Origin of the sequence: Paenibacillus antibioticophila (assembly GCF_000455265.1) — a bacterium.
Classification (GTDB): domain Bacteria; phylum Bacillota; class Bacilli; order Paenibacillales; family Paenibacillaceae; genus Fontibacillus; species Fontibacillus antibioticophila.
Genome location: NZ_HG005139.1, coordinates 1,703,805 through 1,719,559 on the forward strand (window position 1 = coordinate 1,703,805; position 15,755 = coordinate 1,719,559).

Annotated in this window: 14 protein-coding genes and 1 pseudogene; 11 read left to right on the top strand and 4 right to left on the bottom strand. The window is 49.7% G+C overall.

Going from position 1 to position 15,755, the window contains the following annotated elements:
* Positions 1–4: 4 nt before the first annotated feature.
* Together cysI and proS are read left to right on the top strand one after the other, a co-directional pair.
* Positions 5–1,723, top strand: coding sequence for an assimilatory sulfite reductase (NADPH) hemoprotein subunit (gene cysI, locus TX85_RS07770; RefSeq protein ID WP_044478532.1), 1,719 nt, complete (start codon positions 5–7; stop codon positions 1,721–1,723).
* 383 nt (positions 1,724–2,106) lie between these two features.
* Positions 2,107–3,372, top strand: coding sequence for a proline--tRNA ligase (gene proS, locus TX85_RS07775; protein ID WP_044478533.1), 1,266 nt, complete (start codon positions 2,107–2,109; stop codon positions 3,370–3,372).
* A gap of 112 nt (positions 3,373–3,484) precedes the next feature.
* Here the strand turns inward: proS and TX85_RS28065 are convergent, their stop codons facing one another.
* Together TX85_RS28065 and TX85_RS07780 are read right to left on the bottom strand one after the other, a co-directional pair.
* The gene (locus TX85_RS28065) at positions 3,485–3,760 is read right to left on the bottom strand and encodes a YitT family protein (protein ID WP_316244890.1); all 276 of its coding nucleotides are present in this window, start codon (positions 3,758–3,760) and stop codon (positions 3,485–3,487) included.
* A pseudogene (locus tag TX85_RS07780) lies at positions 3,758–4,356 on the bottom strand (YitT family protein); the annotation flags it as partial. The gene TX85_RS28065 and the pseudogene TX85_RS07780, both read right to left, overlap by 3 nt.
* 124 nt (positions 4,357–4,480) lie before the next feature.
* Here TX85_RS07780 and TX85_RS07785 point away from each other — a divergent pair.
* The 9 genes from TX85_RS07785 to TX85_RS07825 all read left to right on the top strand — a co-directional run bounded on the left by TX85_RS07785 (position 4,481) and on the right by TX85_RS07825 (position 14,331).
* Positions 4,481–5,170 carry a response regulator transcription factor gene (locus tag TX85_RS07785; protein ID WP_044478534.1) on the top strand — a complete coding sequence of 230 codons (690 nt, stop codon included), beginning with the start codon at positions 4,481–4,483 and terminating at the stop codon, positions 5,168–5,170.
* Complete coding sequence (locus tag TX85_RS07790; protein ID WP_044478535.1) at positions 5,167–6,150, top strand: sensor histidine kinase; 984 nt, start codon at positions 5,167–5,169, stop codon at positions 6,148–6,150. Before TX85_RS07785 ends, TX85_RS07790 begins: the two co-directional genes overlap by 4 nt.
* A 364-nt stretch (positions 6,151–6,514) precedes the next feature.
* A complete protein-coding gene (locus TX85_RS07795) occupies positions 6,515–7,270 on the top strand; it encodes an ABC transporter ATP-binding protein (protein WP_044478537.1) in 756 nt (251 codons plus the stop codon).
* Positions 7,267–9,201, top strand: a complete 1,935-nt coding sequence (locus TX85_RS07800) for an FtsX-like permease family protein (RefSeq protein ID WP_044478538.1) — start codon at positions 7,267–7,269, stop codon at positions 9,199–9,201. The genes TX85_RS07795 and TX85_RS07800 overlap by 4 nt, the downstream gene beginning before the upstream one ends.
* A 27-nt stretch (positions 9,202–9,228) precedes the next feature.
* Complete coding sequence (locus TX85_RS07805; RefSeq protein WP_044478539.1) at positions 9,229–10,083, top strand: undecaprenyl-diphosphate phosphatase; 855 nt, start codon at positions 9,229–9,231, stop codon at positions 10,081–10,083.
* Between the two features lie 387 nt (positions 10,084–10,470).
* On the top strand, positions 10,471–11,157 hold the full coding sequence (locus TX85_RS07810) for a YjjG family noncanonical pyrimidine nucleotidase (protein ID WP_044478540.1): 687 nt from the start codon (positions 10,471–10,473) through the stop codon (positions 11,155–11,157).
* A gap of 33 nt (positions 11,158–11,190) precedes the next feature.
* Positions 11,191–11,616 carry a hypothetical protein gene (locus tag TX85_RS07815; RefSeq protein WP_044478541.1) on the top strand — a complete coding sequence of 142 codons (426 nt, stop codon included), beginning with the start codon at positions 11,191–11,193 and terminating at the stop codon, positions 11,614–11,616.
* A 122-nt stretch (positions 11,617–11,738) separates the two neighbouring features.
* Positions 11,739–12,461: a YebC/PmpR family DNA-binding transcriptional regulator gene (locus tag TX85_RS07820; protein ID WP_044478542.1), complete on the top strand. Its 723-nt coding sequence runs from the start codon at positions 11,739–11,741 to the stop codon at positions 12,459–12,461.
* Between the two features lie 37 nt (positions 12,462–12,498).
* Entirely contained in the window at positions 12,499–14,331 is a 1,833-nt protein-coding gene (locus TX85_RS07825) for a UbiD family decarboxylase (RefSeq protein ID WP_044478543.1), read from the top strand.
* A 59-nt stretch (positions 14,332–14,390) separates the two neighbouring features.
* Here the strand turns inward: TX85_RS07825 and TX85_RS07830 are convergent, their stop codons facing one another.
* The gene (locus tag TX85_RS07830) at positions 14,391–15,263 is read right to left on the bottom strand and encodes a carbohydrate ABC transporter permease (RefSeq protein WP_044478544.1); all 873 of its coding nucleotides are present in this window, start codon (positions 15,261–15,263) and stop codon (positions 14,391–14,393) included.
* A gap of 21 nt (positions 15,264–15,284) precedes the next feature.
* The coding region (locus TX85_RS27440; RefSeq protein WP_233500645.1) for a carbohydrate ABC transporter permease at positions 15,285–15,755 on the bottom strand (471 nt) is incomplete at its 5' end.

Below are 15,755 nucleotides of genomic sequence, written 5' to 3' on the forward strand. Positions count from 1 at the left end.
TACTATGTCCGAAAATCATTTATTATCCAAGAACAGTGCACCTCATAGTGATGTAGAAGATATAAAAATACGGAGCAATTACTTGCGAGGCAAGCTTGAAGAAGTGCTGGAGGACCGGATTACGGCATCGATCCCCGAGGATGAGAACCGGCTGATGAAGTTCCATGGCAGCTACATGCAGGATGACCGGGACTTGCGGAATGAGCGGAGCAAGCAGAAGCTGGAGCCGGCCTATCAGTTCATGCTGCGTGTTCGTGCGCCAGGAGGCGTGGTTACGCCCGCCCAGTGGCTGATGATGGACCGGATTTCCAAGGCTTATGGCAACGGGACGATTCGCTTAACTACGCGGCAATCGTTTCAGCTCCATGGTGTCTTGAAGTGGAATATGAAGAAGACGATCCGGGAGGTGCATGATTCCCTGTTGACCACGCTGGCAGCGTGTGGAGACGTGAACCGGAACGTGATGTGCAACCCGAATCCGCATCAATCCGATGTTCATGCCGAGGTCTATCATTGGGCATGCCTTCTGAGCGAGCACCTGGAGCCGCAGACTAAGGCATACCATGAGATTTGGCTGGATGGAGAGAAGGTGCTGGACAGTCAGGAAGCGGAGCAGGAGCCGATTTACGGCAAGGTGTATTTGCCCCGGAAATTCAAGATTGGTCTGGCTGTACCCCCATCCAATGATGTGGATGTATTCTCCCAGGATCTCGGGTTGATCGCTATTGTCGAGAACGGCAAGCTCGCTGGCTTTAATGTGGCTGTCGGCGGAGGCATGGGCATGACGCACGGCGACCCGCTGACCTATCCGCAGGTTGCGAAGGTAATTGGATTCTGTACGCCTGAACAGGTGATTGAGATTGCCGAGAAAACGGTGACGATTCAGCGGGATTATGGGGATCGCTCTGTACGGAAGCACGCCCGGTTCAAATATACCATTGATGACCGCGGGGTGGAATGGTTTATCTCTGAGCTGACGAGCCGGCTTGGCTGGGGGCTTGCAGAAGCAAGACCTTACAGCTTCGAGGATCACGGAGACCGCTATGGCTGGGTCAAGGGTACGGGCGGCAAATGGCATTTTACGCTCTTTATCGAGAACGGACGAATTAAGGATGAGCAGGATTATCAGTTAATGACGGGCCTGCGGGAAATTGCCGGGATTCATACGGGAGATTTCCGTCTGACCGCGAATCAGAATTTGATTATTGCCAATGTGACGACCGCGAAGAAGAAGAAAATCGAAGCTTTAATCGGCGAATATGGCTTGACTGACGGCTTGCGCTATTCGGCGCTTCGCCGCAATTCCATGGCCTGCGTAGCCCTGCCGACCTGCGGGCTGGCCATGGCGGAATCAGAGCGTTACCTGCCGGAGCTGCTTGGCAAGATTGAGCCGCTGCTGGCGGAGAACGGACTTTCTGAAGAGAATATCGTCATCAGAATGACGGGATGCCCGAACGGCTGTGCCAGACCGGCGCTGGCCGAGCTCTCCTTTATCGGGAAAGGCCCGGGGAAATACAATATGTACCTTGGGGGAGGCTTCGCCGGAGAACGACTGAACAAGCTGTATAAGGAAAATATCGGCGAAGGCGAGATTCTTGACTCGCTGCGGGTGCTGCTGTCTCATTATGCCAAGGACAGAAATCCGGAGGAGCATTTCGGAGACTTTACGATCCGTGCCGGCTATATTCAGCAGGTGGCCTCAGGACAGGATTTCCACGCGTAAGCCGATATGTGCGGAAACGGGCTTGACTAATGAACCGGAATCGAGTATTTTTAGCAATAATTAAATCGCTAAAATGCTATGACCAAGGTCTCGAGCTCAAAGGGTGCAGTCCAGAGAGGAAGCCGATTGCTGAAAGGCTGCCCTGCACCGGAATTTCGATCCTGCCTTGTGAGCAGTGACCGATGCCCGATATTCCGATAGGATGAGGAGTAAGCAGTCACCGGCCAGGCGCCGTTAAATCCATGAAGGATTGCTTATATTTGCTATGCAATCGAATTAGGGTGGTACCACGACACATTCGTCCCTGACGAATGTGTCTTTTTGCATTATAGAGGTCGTTCAAAAGTTATTAAGTCCATTATTTTATAGTAGGAGAGATGAATATGCTTCAAAGTCGGTTGTTGCAAGGTACGTTGCGGGAGGCTCCGGCCGAAGCGGAGACGGTCAGCCACCAGCTTCTGCTTCGCAGCGGATTGGTGAGGCAGGTCGCCGCAGGAATCTATACATTTTTACCATTAGGGAGAAAGGTACTGCGAAAGGCAGAGCAGATTGTCAGAGAGGAGATGGAGCGATCTGGCGCGCAAGAGGTACTGCTGCCGATGATGCAGCCTGCCGAATTATGGCAGCAATCCGGACGTTATGGAGTCTATGGACAGGAGCTGATTTCTCTAAGCGACCGTCATGGCCGGGAGTTTGCGCTTGGTCCTACCCACGAAGAGGTGATCACTTCCTTGGTTGCTCAGGAGGTCAGTTCCTACCGCCGGTTGCCGATAACCTTGTTCCAGATCGGAACGAAGTTTCGGGATGAACGGCGTCCCAGATACGGGCTGCTCCGGGGCAGGGAATTTGTCATGAAGGATGCTTATTCCTTTGACAAGGACCTGGACGGATTGGACCGCTCTTATCAGACGATGTATGAAGCGTACCATCGGATCTTCACTCGTTGTGGGCTAAGATTTCGTGCGGTGGAAGCTGACCCAGGCGCGATTGGCGGTGAAGGAGGAACTCATGAATTTATGGCGCTGGCCGAGATCGGAGAGGACACTATTGCTGCGTGCAACTGCTGTACCTATGGAGCGAATCTGGAGCTGACCGGTATTGCCGAAGGTGACCGCTGTCCGCGTTGCTCAGAAGGAACGATGCAGTTCTTTCGCGGAATTGAGCTCGGGCATGTATTCAAGCTGGGGACTAAATACAGCGAGGCCATGGGTGCCGTTTTCCTGGATGAAAAAGGAGTCAGCAGGCCGGTCATTATGGGCTGTTACGGGATCGGCGTATCCAGGCTTCTGTCTGCAGTTATCGAGCAGCATCATGATGCAGATGGGATTATCTGGCCTTTGTCCCTGGCGCCTTACCAGGTTCATCTCATTCCCGTGTCCGTCAAGGATGAGCAGCAAATGCAGCTTGCCCGCGATTTGTATGACCGCCTGAGGCAGGCCGGAGCGGATGTATTGCTTGATGACAGAGATGAGCGGGCAGGCGTCAAATTCAAGGATAGCGATCTGCTGGGGCTGCCGGTTAGAATCATAGTCGGCAAGGAGGCAGGACAGGGAAAGGTTGAATTTTCGGAACGCAGTGCTTTGTCCGATAAACGTCAGATGGACGTAGAAGAAGCGATCGCAGAAGCGATAGCAGCCTTGGAGGGTTAAACCGGGATCCTGGGTGTGGCAGAAAAGAGTGAAGGTGCCCCTACGACAACAGCGGTCGTAAGGACACCTTCACTTGCAGCCATCTCTTATGTATTCTGCAGCCTGTAGGCTGCTAATTCTTCGGTCTCGCAAATCGTCCCAATATTTCAGTCGATTGGACAACGTTCATAAAAGCCTTGGGATCCGTCTCGGTCACGGCTTGCCGTACCGCTGCCAGCTCATAGCGAGTAGTTACGGTCATCAGCGTATAATTCCGTTCCTCACTATAGCCGCCCTCCGAATGAAGGCAGGTAATTCCGTGATGGAGCTTGCGAAGCCGGCACAGCATCTCGTCCCGTTTTTTGGTAATGATGAAGCAGGTTACCTTGATGTGGCCTACGTGAATCATATCGACAACCTTGCCTTTGACAAAGGTAGATAGCATGGAATATAACGCCAAATCCCAGCTCTTATAGAAACCGAGCAGCAGGATGACAAGACCATTCATAACAAACAGAATGTTGCCCATTGCGATATCTCTTCTGCGCGTTACAATGGAGCCGACAATGTCGAATCCGCCGGTTGATCCGCCGGCACGCAGCGCAATGCCGATACCGATGGCAGAGATGATGCTCCGAACACGGCTGCCAGAATCGGGTCCTTGGTTAATCGAACCTGGGGGATAATAGCCATAAACCAGGTGGTGCTAACGACAGAAATCAGGCTTAGCACTATATATCTTTTGCCAACCGCTCTCCAGCCCCATATAATCAAGGGGGCATTGATCAGAAAATACAAGATGGAGATATTCCAGTCCGATACATATCCGATGATTGAAGCTACGCCTGCAACGCCACCGGATAATAACTGGTGAGGAATAAGGAAGAAATTGAGACCTGCCGCGACTAGCAGGGAGGAGAGAAGAATAATTGCAATTTCTTTTGCGGGTCTTAAGCTTGATTTGATAGGTTTGCTCAAAAGTGCTGAGCCTGAATCGACTTTCATGACTGCGCCTGCTTTCCGTAGTAATAAAAATTGTTTATCGGCTTAAATTATCTTTTCTATCAGTATATCCGACAATGATAATGATCACCAATTAAAATTTTTTTGACCTTCGCGAGGTGGAACAATGTTTAAAATTATGCTCATTGAGGACGATACAACCTTATTCGGGGAGATCAAAACCCGCTTGTCGCAATGGTCGTATGAGGTGTATGGAGTGTCTGATTTCGGCCGGGTGCTTCAAGAGGTTCACGAGCTTGGGCCCGAGCTGATTCTGATTGACATCCAGCTCCCGCTATACGACGGCTTCCATTGGTGCAGACAAATTCGGGCTCATTCCAAGGTGCCGATCATCTTTCTCTCCTCCCGCGACCACCCCATGGATATGGTCATGGCTATGCAACTGGGGGGCGATGATTTCGTCCAAAAGCCGTTTCATTTTGAAGTATTGATCGCCAAAATCCAGGCGATTCTTCGCCGGGTGTACGACTACAGTACAGAGCGGGTCGAGCTTCGCTCATGGCAAGGCGCAACGATTGAATTCGTTAAAAACCTTGTTACCCTTCAAGACTCCAGTGTCCTGCTGACCAAGAATGAGATGCTGATTTTGAAAATTCTGATCGAGCATAAAAATACGATTGTTAGCCGGGAGGAGCTGATCCGCAGTCTCTGGGACAACGAGCATTTTGTCAGCGATAATACGCTCACCGTCAATGTGAACCGGCTGCGCAAGAAGCTGGAGCCGCTGGGGCTGGAGAAATATATCGAGACCCGGACAGGACAGGGATATATTGCCACGGAAGAGGCTGACTTATGATCAGGGATTTTATAAGAGAGAGACGAAGCTGGCTGCTGTTATTGCTGAGCATGCAGCTCCTGCTGCTGCTGCTAGCCTTTGTAGACTCAGCGATTCCATTTCTGCCCGTGTTGTATGCTGTCGGCCTGAATACTCTTCTGTGCATTGGTTTCGTTATATTAAGATATTCGCGGGAAACCTCATTTTATCGGGAGCTCGATGCCTGGGATCATGCTTACGACCTGACTGGTTTAAAGGAGGCTGGCAGCCCGCTGGAGCAGAGAGTACAGAGTGCGGTTACCCGCCAGAGTGAACGCTTCCGCAAGGAGACGGATGAGCATTTCTTGCTTTTGGAGCAGGAAAAGGACGATATGCTGGCCTGGATTCACGAGATGAAGACACCTCTGACCGCGATGAAGCTGATGATTGAACGGTTGCCGGAGGAAGCCTTGAGGCAGCAGATGATGTACGAGTGGCTTCGTATTCACCACCTGCTCGATCGCCAGCTGCATCAGAAGCGCATTCCCTTTATGGAGAAGGATCTGTATTTTGAGCAGCTCGATCTGGAAGCCATTCTTCACGGCGAGATCAAAGCATTGCAATCCTGGTGTATTCGTAAAGGCATTGGATTCGACCTGATGCTGGAAGAGAAGCTCGTCGTATCGGATGCCAAATGGACGGCGTTCATTCTTCGTCAGCTGTTAACGAATGCGGTTAAATACAATTGTGAAGGCTCAGACGTTGAGATTATCAGCGGCGAGGCAGAGGGGCATCTGATGCTTTCGATCAAGGATGCCGGGGAGGGAATCACGGCCAGAGATTTACCAAGAATCTTCGAAAAGGGCTTTACCTCCACGCAAAACCACCAGTCCAGTGCGGCGACAGGAATGGGACTCTATCTGGCCAAGCAGGCCGCAGACTCCTTGAGTATTCAACTGAAGGCAGCTTCTGTGCCTGGAGCCGGCTCGACATTTACCCTTATTTTCCCGCGGGAAAAATGAGCTGCAGCATCTTACCGGCATGTGACAGGAATGTCACATGCCGGTTTGCTTTTGTTCGTTGATTCGCAGGAAGGCAGCTTCTTAGGCAGTATATAATAATGGCAAATATAAGTTGAACTATAAAAACTACGGAGAAAGGGCATAAGTGTGAAGTGTTAAAAGCTTTCTGTAAGAAAGCTACTTCGGAAGCATAAAGCGTAAGCGTTCGCCTTTGTGAGAGGATTTCTACCTTATAGTAATTTAGTTCAATTAGAGAAATCCGCGAACAACAGCAATCGTAAGAACACTTTACACGTTGCCCCCAGAACGTAAAATTCAGTAGTTCAACTTATATAGAACTGGATACATGGAGGAGTGAGTCGTCTTGACCATCTTGGAAGCAGCTAAAATAGTTAAAGTATACGGGAACAAATTCAATCGTCAGGAGGTCCTTAAGGGGATTGATCTGAAGGTGGAAAAGGGAGAGTTTGTAGGGATCATGGGGCCGTCCGGCTCAGGCAAAACAACGCTCTTAAATGTACTTTCGACGATCGACCGGGTCAGTCAGGGCTCGATCCTCATCGAAGGCAAGGACTTTACGGGCATGAAGGAAAAGGAGCTGGCCGAGTTCCGCAAACAGCATCTCGGATTTATTTTTCAGGATTATAATTTGCTAGACACATTGACGGTGAAGGAGAATGTACTACTCCCGCTGTCCATTACCGGTGTAAGCCGGCAGGAAGCGCAAAACAGATATCAGCGGGTATCCTCCGAGCTGGGCATTTATGAGCTTGCGGACAAGTATCCTGCGGAGATCTCCGGCGGGCAGAAGCAGCGAACCTCCGCTGCGCGCGCATTCATTCATCGGCCGAGCATTATTTTTGCGGACGAGCCTACCGGGGCCCTGGATTCCAAATCGGCAAGTGATTTGCTGGGGAAGCTGAGCGAGATGAACACCAAGTTCACATCGACTATTGTGATGGTGACGCATGATGCCGCAGCAGCAAGCTACTGCAGCCGGGTTATTTTCATTCGGGACGGACAGATTTATTCCCAACTGAATAAGGGCGATGAGAGCCGTCAGGCATTTTACAATGATATTATCCGAACACAAAGTGTGCTGGGCGGGGTGCAGCCATGAGTTTGCGAGTGATCATTTTACGGAATCTGAAGAAGAATATTAAAAATTATTATCTATATGTCTTCGCCTTGATTTTTAGTGTAGCCTTATATTTCTCGTTCGTGACCCTGCAATTTAATCCTTCGATTGACGTCCTGGAAGGGACCATCAAAGGAGGAGCAGCTATAGGCGCTTCCTCCGTCCTGCTGGTCGTGATCGTCGCTGTCTTTCTGCTGTACGCTAACACCATTTTCATCAAGCGGCGCAGCAAGGAGATCGGGTTATTTCAATTGGTCGGTCTGACAAAAGGGAAGATCTTCCAGATCCTCACCTTCGAAAATTTGATGCTGTATTTCGGCTCTATGGCCGTCGGGATTTTTGCAGGCTTCGCGGTATCAAGGCTCATACTGATGATATTACTCAAGATCCTTCAGGTTGATGCCATTGCCGGACTCAGCTTTTCACCCCAAGCGTTGGTTCAGACGGTAATTGTGTTTTCAGGCATCTATCTGTTGATTATGCTGATGAACTATCTGTTTATCAAAGGACAGAGTATTCTCAGTCTGTTCCGGGTTGTGTCGCTGGCCCAGCAGCGGGTGGAAAAGCTCTCGGTCTGGAGCATTTTGATGGGGATCGCGGGGATCGCGCTTATTTTGCTGGGATATCAAGTGTCGTCTCAGCTGTTCAGCGGGAAATTCACAGATATGGCCCAATTAATGGGTGCGATGTTATTTATCCTAGGATCGGTAATCGCAGGAACGTATTTCTTCTATAAAGGCTCCGTGAGCTTCATCTTCAATCTGATCCGCAGAAGCAAGAGGGGATATCTAACGATCAAAGAAGTGCTCTCGCTGTCTTCGATTATGTTCCGGATGAAGTCTAACGCACTGCTGCTTACCGTCATCACGACACTATCCGCGCTGGCGATCGGGATGCTGTCGCTTAGCTACATTTCGTACTACTCAGCCGCTTCCATGGCAAAAAATAATGTTCCGAACGACTTCTCTTTCTATGAGAGTGAATTGCTCGACAAGTTTACAGCAGTTATGGAATCGGAAGGTATTTCCTATGAGAAAAGCGTACTTGAACCGGTCTGGGCCAATCTGGATGCGAAATCTCTCATCAAGGAGGGAAATCTGCTTGACATCCAGTCGGATACCATAGCTGTAACCGTACTTGGCGATACGAGCATCGGGGAGGACATTCAGGCCGGAGAGGCATTATTCCGTGGCATGAAGGAGGGCATGATGAACTTTTTGCCGATGGATAAACTAGATCAAATTACACTATCGACAGCCGAAAAAACATATCCGCTCCGTTTAACCGGCTTTGCCGAAGAAACGGTGCTGCCGCCCCGTTTCAATTTTAGCTTCCCTGTAGTGATTGTGGACGAGTCGATCTATCAGGAGCTTAAGGTGGGGGGAAGTCCGGATCAGGAATTCACGGTGTACTACGGAGTAGATATAACAGACCGTTCCCAACTGAAAAACGCTAACGAAGCATTCGCAGGCATGAATTCATTTAAAGATGAATATGGCGCAAATTCCCAATACGAATATGAGATGGGGCAGCGTGCAAACTTTGGGTTGATCATGTTCATCGTCGGATTCCTGGGGCTTACCTTCTTAGTCACTTCGGGTTGTATTCTCTATTTCAAGCAAATGGATGAAAGTGAAGAAGAAAAGCCGGGATATACCATTCTTCGCAAGCTGGGCTTTACTCAGGATGATCTGGTTGGAGGAATTCGCTACAAGCAGCTATTCAACTTCGGCATTCCGCTTGTGATCGGGCTTAGCCATAGTTATTTTGCGGTAAAATCAGGCTGGTTCTTATTCGGTACGGAAATGCTGACCCCCATGCTGCTGGTCATGCTGCTCTACACGGTGCTCTATTCCATTTTCGGACTTTTGTCTGTACTCTACTATAAACGTGTGGTCAAGGATTCCATATAATGGTTAGAGAATGGAGAGCTTGCGGCGATGGATACGATTCTTTCGATAATTAAATCGATTATTTTGGGGATTGTGGAAGGGATCACGGAATTTTTGCCCGTGTCTTCTACGGGACACCTCGTTATTTTTAGTAATTTGCTTGGATTTAACGGGACCACACCTTCCTATGTGGAAATGTACACTTATGTTATCCAACTAGGTGCCATTTTGGCCGTTGTAGTCCTCTATCGAAAAAAAATAATAGACACACTAGTTCATTTCTTTCCGAAGAAAGCCGGATATCAAAGATCCGGTTTCAGATTCTGGTTGATGTTGGCGGTTGCCTGTATCCCGGGCGGAATTTTTGGAGTTCTTCTGAACGATTGGTCAGATCAACATCTGTTTACACCGTATGTTGTTGCATTTTCGCTCTTCTTCGGCGGGATATGGATGCTGTACGCCGAGCGAAAATTTCGCAATAACACTCCCGGCGGAGGCGGAGATGAGCTTAACGTAACCTTGAAGCAGGCGATGATCATCGGAGTTTTTCAATGCCTGGCCATCGTGCCAGGCATGTCACGCTCCGCTTCCACGATTATCGGAGGCTGGGTTGCCGGATTGACCACTGTAGCGGCAGCCGAATTTTCATTCTTCCTGGCGATTCCGGTCATGATCGGAATGAGCACACTGAAAATGATCAAAATCGGTGGATTCTCCAGTATGACCTCGGTAGAGCTTGTTTCTCTGGCTGTCGGCTTCCTGGTAGCTTTTCTTGTTGCTCTTATTGTAATCAGAATTTTTATATCCTATCTTCAGAACAGACCGATGAAGGTCTTTGTGTACTATCGAATGATTTTTGCGATTATCGTACTTGTTGCAGGCGCCTTTGGTTTTATAGGCTAGCCATGCTGTAAAGAACCGGCAGTCCACAGTTGGACGCCGGTTCTTTTTTTGGGGAGAAAGAATCCTATCAAATCAGATTTTGCAAAAGCGCTGGTTGCGATAGCATCTGCTTGTCAGGACATTCCCGCATGACAAAGACGGTATGAATCGCTACAATCAAGAGGAAGCTATATAAGTTAAAATAAAGAATTGTACAGAAAAGGCATAAGTGTAAAGTGTTCTGAAGAAGCGTAAGCGTTCGCCTTTGAGAGCGGAGTTCTTCCTTCACAGGGTCTAATTCTATCCAAGAAATCCGCGAACAACAGCGATCGTAAGAACACTTTATACGTTGCCTCCTGTGTATGATCATTTGTTCAACTTACGTAGTTCATAAGGAGGTCTAGAGAGATGAAATACCATACTTTATTGTTTGATGCGGATGAAACCTTGTTTGACTTTTCCCGGACGGAGACAGCGGCTCTTGAGGACACTTTTCTCGCCCATGAGATGGAGTTCTTGCCGATGCACTTCGAACGATATAAAGAAATTAACCATGAACTGTGGAGCGAGCTGGAAGCGGGACTAATCAGCAGCCAACTGCTGCGTACAGAACGATTCTCCCGCCTGTTTCAGGCGTTCAAGCTGGATTTGGATCCTGTCGCTTTTAGCGGCGAATATTTGGTAAATTTGGGCAGAGGGGCTTATTTGCTGGATGGCGCAGAAGAACTGTGTGCAGCATTGTCCGCTCAAGGATACCGCCTTGCAATCATCACCAACGGGATTAAAGAGGTACAACATGAACGTATTCGGAGGTCTCCGCTCAGCAACACCTTTGAGCAGGTCATTGTATCGGAGGAAGCTGGATCCCAGAAGCCGGAGTCAGGAATATTTGATGTTGCATTTGCAAAGCTGGGCCTTCAAGCCAAAGATGGAGTCCTCATGATCGGCGATTCTTTAAGCAGCGATATCCAGGGCGGCAACCGGTACGGCATAGAAACCTGCTGGTTCAATCCCCGCCGGGCAGACAACAAGACAGATATACAACCGACATACGAGATCCATGCGCTTCACGAGCTTTTTGATATTATCGGATGATATGGGCAGTAACGATTACGAGGGAGGACTTTGATGAAGAAACTGATTTTTCTTGCGGTGGTTGTTCTTTTGATTGCAGCAGGCGTGCTCTACCATACACCAAGAGAGATTCGGCAGGAGCTTCAGGGAGCGATCTATTCCGAACAAAAGAATTTTGAACGGGCATCGAAAGTTGTACTAACAGGAAAAGAGTATCCCAATTTGCTCGGAAAGCCGGTCATCAAAGGAACCCTTAGTATAGATGAACAGTTTATCTATCCCGTTACGCTGAAGTTCGACGGGTCCATGTATTCCTACACGATGACGGAATGGGGAGAGGACAAGTCACCGATTACAACAGCAAATATTACGGCTTCCCGCGACTTGACCAGGTTCTCGATTTACCTTCAAGACATCAATGAACACTACGGATTAAGTGATGCCTGGGTGACTGCTCCGCCAGTGCTTCGAGGGGAATAGATGCAGGAGGCGGAAGGCCTTTAGAGAATCATCCGGTATGGTCACTTGATCGACCATTTTTACTATCAAGAATTGATGGTATAATAGAGTGCGAAAATTTCAAATAGAAAGCAGGTACACCGATGGGTCGTAAATGGAACAATATTAAGGAAAAGAAAGCTTCGAAAGATGCGAATACAAGCCGGATTTATGCCAAGTTTGGCGTAGAAATTTATGTAGCTGCCAAGAAAGGCGAGCCTGATCCGGAATCCAACCGTGCGTTGAAGGTCGTGCTGGAGCGCGCGAAAACATACAATGTCCCGAAGGCGATTATCGACCGCGCTTTGGACAAGGCCAAGGGAAGCGGAGAAGAAACCTATGAGGACCTGCGGTACGAGGGCTTCGGGCCGAACGGCTCGATGGTCATCGTAGACTCGCTTACCAACAATGTCAACCGGACAGCTTCGGCGGTACGCGCTGCTTTCAATAAAAACGGCGGCAACATGGGGGTAAATGGCTCAGTATCCTATATGTTTGATTCTACTGCCGTAATCGGTGTGGCAGGAAAGACCCTCGATGAAGTGTTTGAGCTGCTGATGGAGGCTGACGTCGAGGTGCGCGATATTGTGGAGGAAGAAGACACGGTAATCGTCTATGCTGAACCGGACCAGTTCCACGAAGTACAGGAAGCATTCCGGGCCTCAGGAATTACCGAATTTACGGTAGCCGAGCTGACGATGCTTGCCCAGAACTATATTACCTTGCCTGCAGATTCTGTGGCTCAATTCGAGAAGCTGATCGACGCTCTGGAGGATCTGGAGGATGTGCAGCAGGTTTATCATAACGTGGAGTTTGACGAAGAATAAGATTGCGGCCCCACGCCCATAGAATGGAGCTTACCTTATGTATCGTAGTATGGAAGAATGTCTGATGGATTTGGAGAAGCGCGGACATCTGATCCGGATTCGGGAGGAAGTCGATCCCCATCTGGAGATGGCGTCGATTCACCTGAGAGTGTATGAGGCCGGCGGGCCTGCTCTGTTATTTGAGAGGGTAAAAGGCTCCAAATTCCGTGCGGTCTCCAATTTGTTCGGAACGATCGAACGCAGCAAGTTTATCTTTCGCAACACATGGGATGTTACCCAACGAATTATCGCTTTGCGTAATAACCCGCTCTCTGCATTGAAGCATCCGTTGCAGAGCGTCGGAACCGGGTTAGCGGCCCTGACGGCGCTTCCGATGAAGGGGATGAGCTCTCGCCCGGTTGCTGCGCAGGAGATTGCGATCTCCGATCTGCCGCTGATTAAGCACTGGCCGATGGATGGCGGGGCCTTTGTGACCTTGCCCCAAGTGTATACGGAGGATCCGGACAAGCCGGGAATTATGAATTCCAACCTGGGGATGTATCGGGTTCAGCTCAGCGGCAACAGTTATGAGCAGGATCGCGAGGTAGGCGTTCATTACCAGATTCATCGCGGAATCGGAATTCACCAGACCAAAGCGACGAAACGGGGAGAGCCCCTCAAGGTCAGTATCTTTGTCGGCGGGCCTCCTTCACATACGCTGGCCGCGGTTATGCCGCTGCCGGAGGGTCTGAGCGAGTTGACGGTTGCCGGCATGCTTGGCGGCCGCCGGTTCCGGTATAGCTACGAGGATGGCTTCTGTATTAGCCATGATGCTGACTTTGTCATTACCGGCGAGATTTATCCTGAGGATACGAAGCCGGAGGGGCCATTCGGGGATCATCTGGGCTATTACAGTCTGGTTCATCCTTTCCCGGTGATGAAGGTGCGCAAGGTGTACGCCAGGGAACATGCGATCTGGCCGTTTACGGTGGTCGGCCGGCCGCCTCAAGAGGATACAGCGTTCGGGGAACTGATTCATGAATTGACCGGGGATGCCATCAAGCAGGAAATTCCGGGGGTCAAAGAGGTTCATGCCGTCGATGCGGCAGGGGTTCATCCGTTGCTATTTGCCATTGGCAGTGAACGCTATACGCCTTACCAGCAGGTGAAGCAGCCTGCCGAGCTGCTGACGCTTGCCAACCGGATTCTTGGAACCGGACAACTGAGTCTTGCCAAGTATCTGTTCATTACGGCAGAGGATCGGCAGCCGCTGGATACGCATGAGATCGAGCAGTTCCTGATGTATATTCTGGAACGGATAGATCTGAAGCGCGACATTCATTTTCAGACGAATACGACCATCGATACTCTCGATTATTCCGGTACGGGTCTAAATACCGGGAGCAAGGTTGTATTTGCTGCCTACGGCGATGTGAAGCGGAAGCTATGCCGAGAGGTTCCCGAGCTGCTGAAGAATATTCGCGGACTTGATAACCCGCGTCTGGTATTCCCGGGAGTCGTTGCTGTTGAAGCCGGAACATTTGAGTCGTATGAACAAGCAGCCGGGCAAATGAAGGAGATCAGCGATGCTATCCGGGAGCAGGGAACGATCGAATCCTGTCCGATGCTGGTGGTATGCGATGACAGCTTCTTCTTAAGTGAATCCTTAAGCAATTTTTTGTGGGTCACATTTACACGCAGCAATCCTTCTCATGATATTTATGGTGTAAACAGCTATGTGGAGCATAAGCACTGGTCTTGTGATAATGTCATCATTGATGCTCGTTCCAAGCCGCATCAGGCACCCCCGCTTCTGCATGATCCCGAGGTCGAGAAGCGAGTGGATGAGCTGTTTGCCCGAAATGGCAGTCTCAGCTCGATCCGATTATAAATGGACAGCAAAAGAGCTTTCCTATCCGTCTAAGCAGACGAACGGGAAAGCTCTTTTGATTACCCCTTGATGGCACCTTCGGTCAAACCCTTCTGAATATATTTCGAAATGAAAAGGTAGACGATGAGCACGGGAATGACAGTCAGGGAGACGGCTGTTGCCATTAACCCGAAGTCGGTGCCGTACTGTGAACTGATCTCATTCAAGAGCGCAACGATGGGGCGCACATTTTCCTTATTCACGAAGATTAACGCCGAGAACAAGTCATTATAGGACCAGAGAAAGACGAAAATACTGGCTGATGCGAAGACAGGCTGGGAGATCGGTACGAAAATTCGGCTGAACATATTCAGGCGGTTGCACCCGTCCATGAATGCCGCTTCTTCAAGCTCCTTGGGAATCGTCTGCATATAGCCTGCCATAACTAGAATGGCAAAGGTCAGATTACCGGCCGTATGCGGCAGAATGAGCCCCAAATACGTATTGACCAAGCTGGTCTTGATCAGCAGCTCATAGACCGGAACGACGGTGGCAAAGGCCGGAATAAGCAGCGTCGCATACAGGATGGAGAAGATGATTCTTTTACCGGAAAAGCTGAACCTGGAGAGCACGTAGGCAGCAAGCCCGCCAAAGATCAGCACGAGCAGGACGGTGGCCCCCGACATGATCAGACTGTTGATATAGCTCTTGCCGATATTCATCCGGTCAAAGGCATTCTGGTAATTGATCAGATCCGGATTTAGCGCAAGTCCGAAGGAATTATTCATGACATCCCTCGACACCTTGAAGGAGTTGTTCACGATCCAGAAGAGCGGATAGATAGTTGTCATCGCCCAAGCGCTAAGAAAAAAATAGATCAATACGCTGCTCCATCGGAAGCGTCTGAATTCCCTCCGCTGAACCCGACGATCTACAGATATTGTTGGCTGCATAACGGTACACCCCTATATCGCTTAGTATGTAATCTCATCACGCTTGAGCAGGCGATTGGCCAGCAGGGACAGCAGAACGCCGAACACGACCATGTAGATGGCAATCGCGGAGCCATATCCAAAGTTCTGGTCAACCATCGCTTTTTTGTACATATACGTACCGAGCACCTCGGTTCCGTTCTGCCCGCTGGTAATGACCCAGATGAACTCGAACACCTTCAATGTCCCGGTAATGGCAAGCGTAATGACGACCTTGATATCGCTCATAATCAGCGGAATGGTCAGCATCGTCGTTCGTTTGAAGGCAGAAATGCCCTCGAGCTTGGCAGCCTCATAATAGTCTGAAGGGATCTTGGACATCGCTGTCAGGAACAGCACGAAATAGAACCCGACATAATGCCATACTGTCGGCACGGATACGGCTTTGAGCGCGTTGCCTTCATCCAGCCACAGCACTTTGTCAATTCCGAAATTGGCAAGCACACTGTTAAG

Coding starts and splice junctions, on each gene's coding strand:
- TX85_RS07790 (WP_044478535.1), top strand. CDS start 5,167: ATGATCAGGGATTTTATAAGAGAGAGACGAAGCTGGCTGCTGTTATTG.
- TX85_RS28065 (WP_316244890.1), bottom strand. CDS start 3,760: ATGATTCACGTAGGCCACATCAAGGTAACCTGCTTCATCATTACCAAA.
- TX85_RS07800 (WP_044478538.1), top strand. CDS start 7,267: ATGAGTTTGCGAGTGATCATTTTACGGAATCTGAAGAAGAATATTAAA.
- TX85_RS07820 (WP_044478542.1), top strand. CDS start 11,739: ATGGGTCGTAAATGGAACAATATTAAGGAAAAGAAAGCTTCGAAAGAT.
- TX85_RS07825 (WP_044478543.1), top strand. CDS start 12,499: ATGTATCGTAGTATGGAAGAATGTCTGATGGATTTGGAGAAGCGCGGA.
- TX85_RS07815 (WP_044478541.1), top strand. CDS start 11,191: ATGAAGAAACTGATTTTTCTTGCGGTGGTTGTTCTTTTGATTGCAGCA.
- TX85_RS07805 (WP_044478539.1), top strand. CDS start 9,229: ATGGATACGATTCTTTCGATAATTAAATCGATTATTTTGGGGATTGTG.
- TX85_RS07830 (WP_044478544.1), bottom strand. CDS start 15,263: ATGCAGCCAACAATATCTGTAGATCGTCGGGTTCAGCGGAGGGAATTC.
- TX85_RS07810 (WP_044478540.1), top strand. CDS start 10,471: ATGAAATACCATACTTTATTGTTTGATGCGGATGAAACCTTGTTTGAC.
- TX85_RS07785 (WP_044478534.1), top strand. CDS start 4,481: ATGTTTAAAATTATGCTCATTGAGGACGATACAACCTTATTCGGGGAG.
- proS (WP_044478533.1), top strand. CDS start 2,107: ATGCTTCAAAGTCGGTTGTTGCAAGGTACGTTGCGGGAGGCTCCGGCC.
- cysI (WP_044478532.1), top strand. CDS start 5: ATGTCCGAAAATCATTTATTATCCAAGAACAGTGCACCTCATAGTGAT.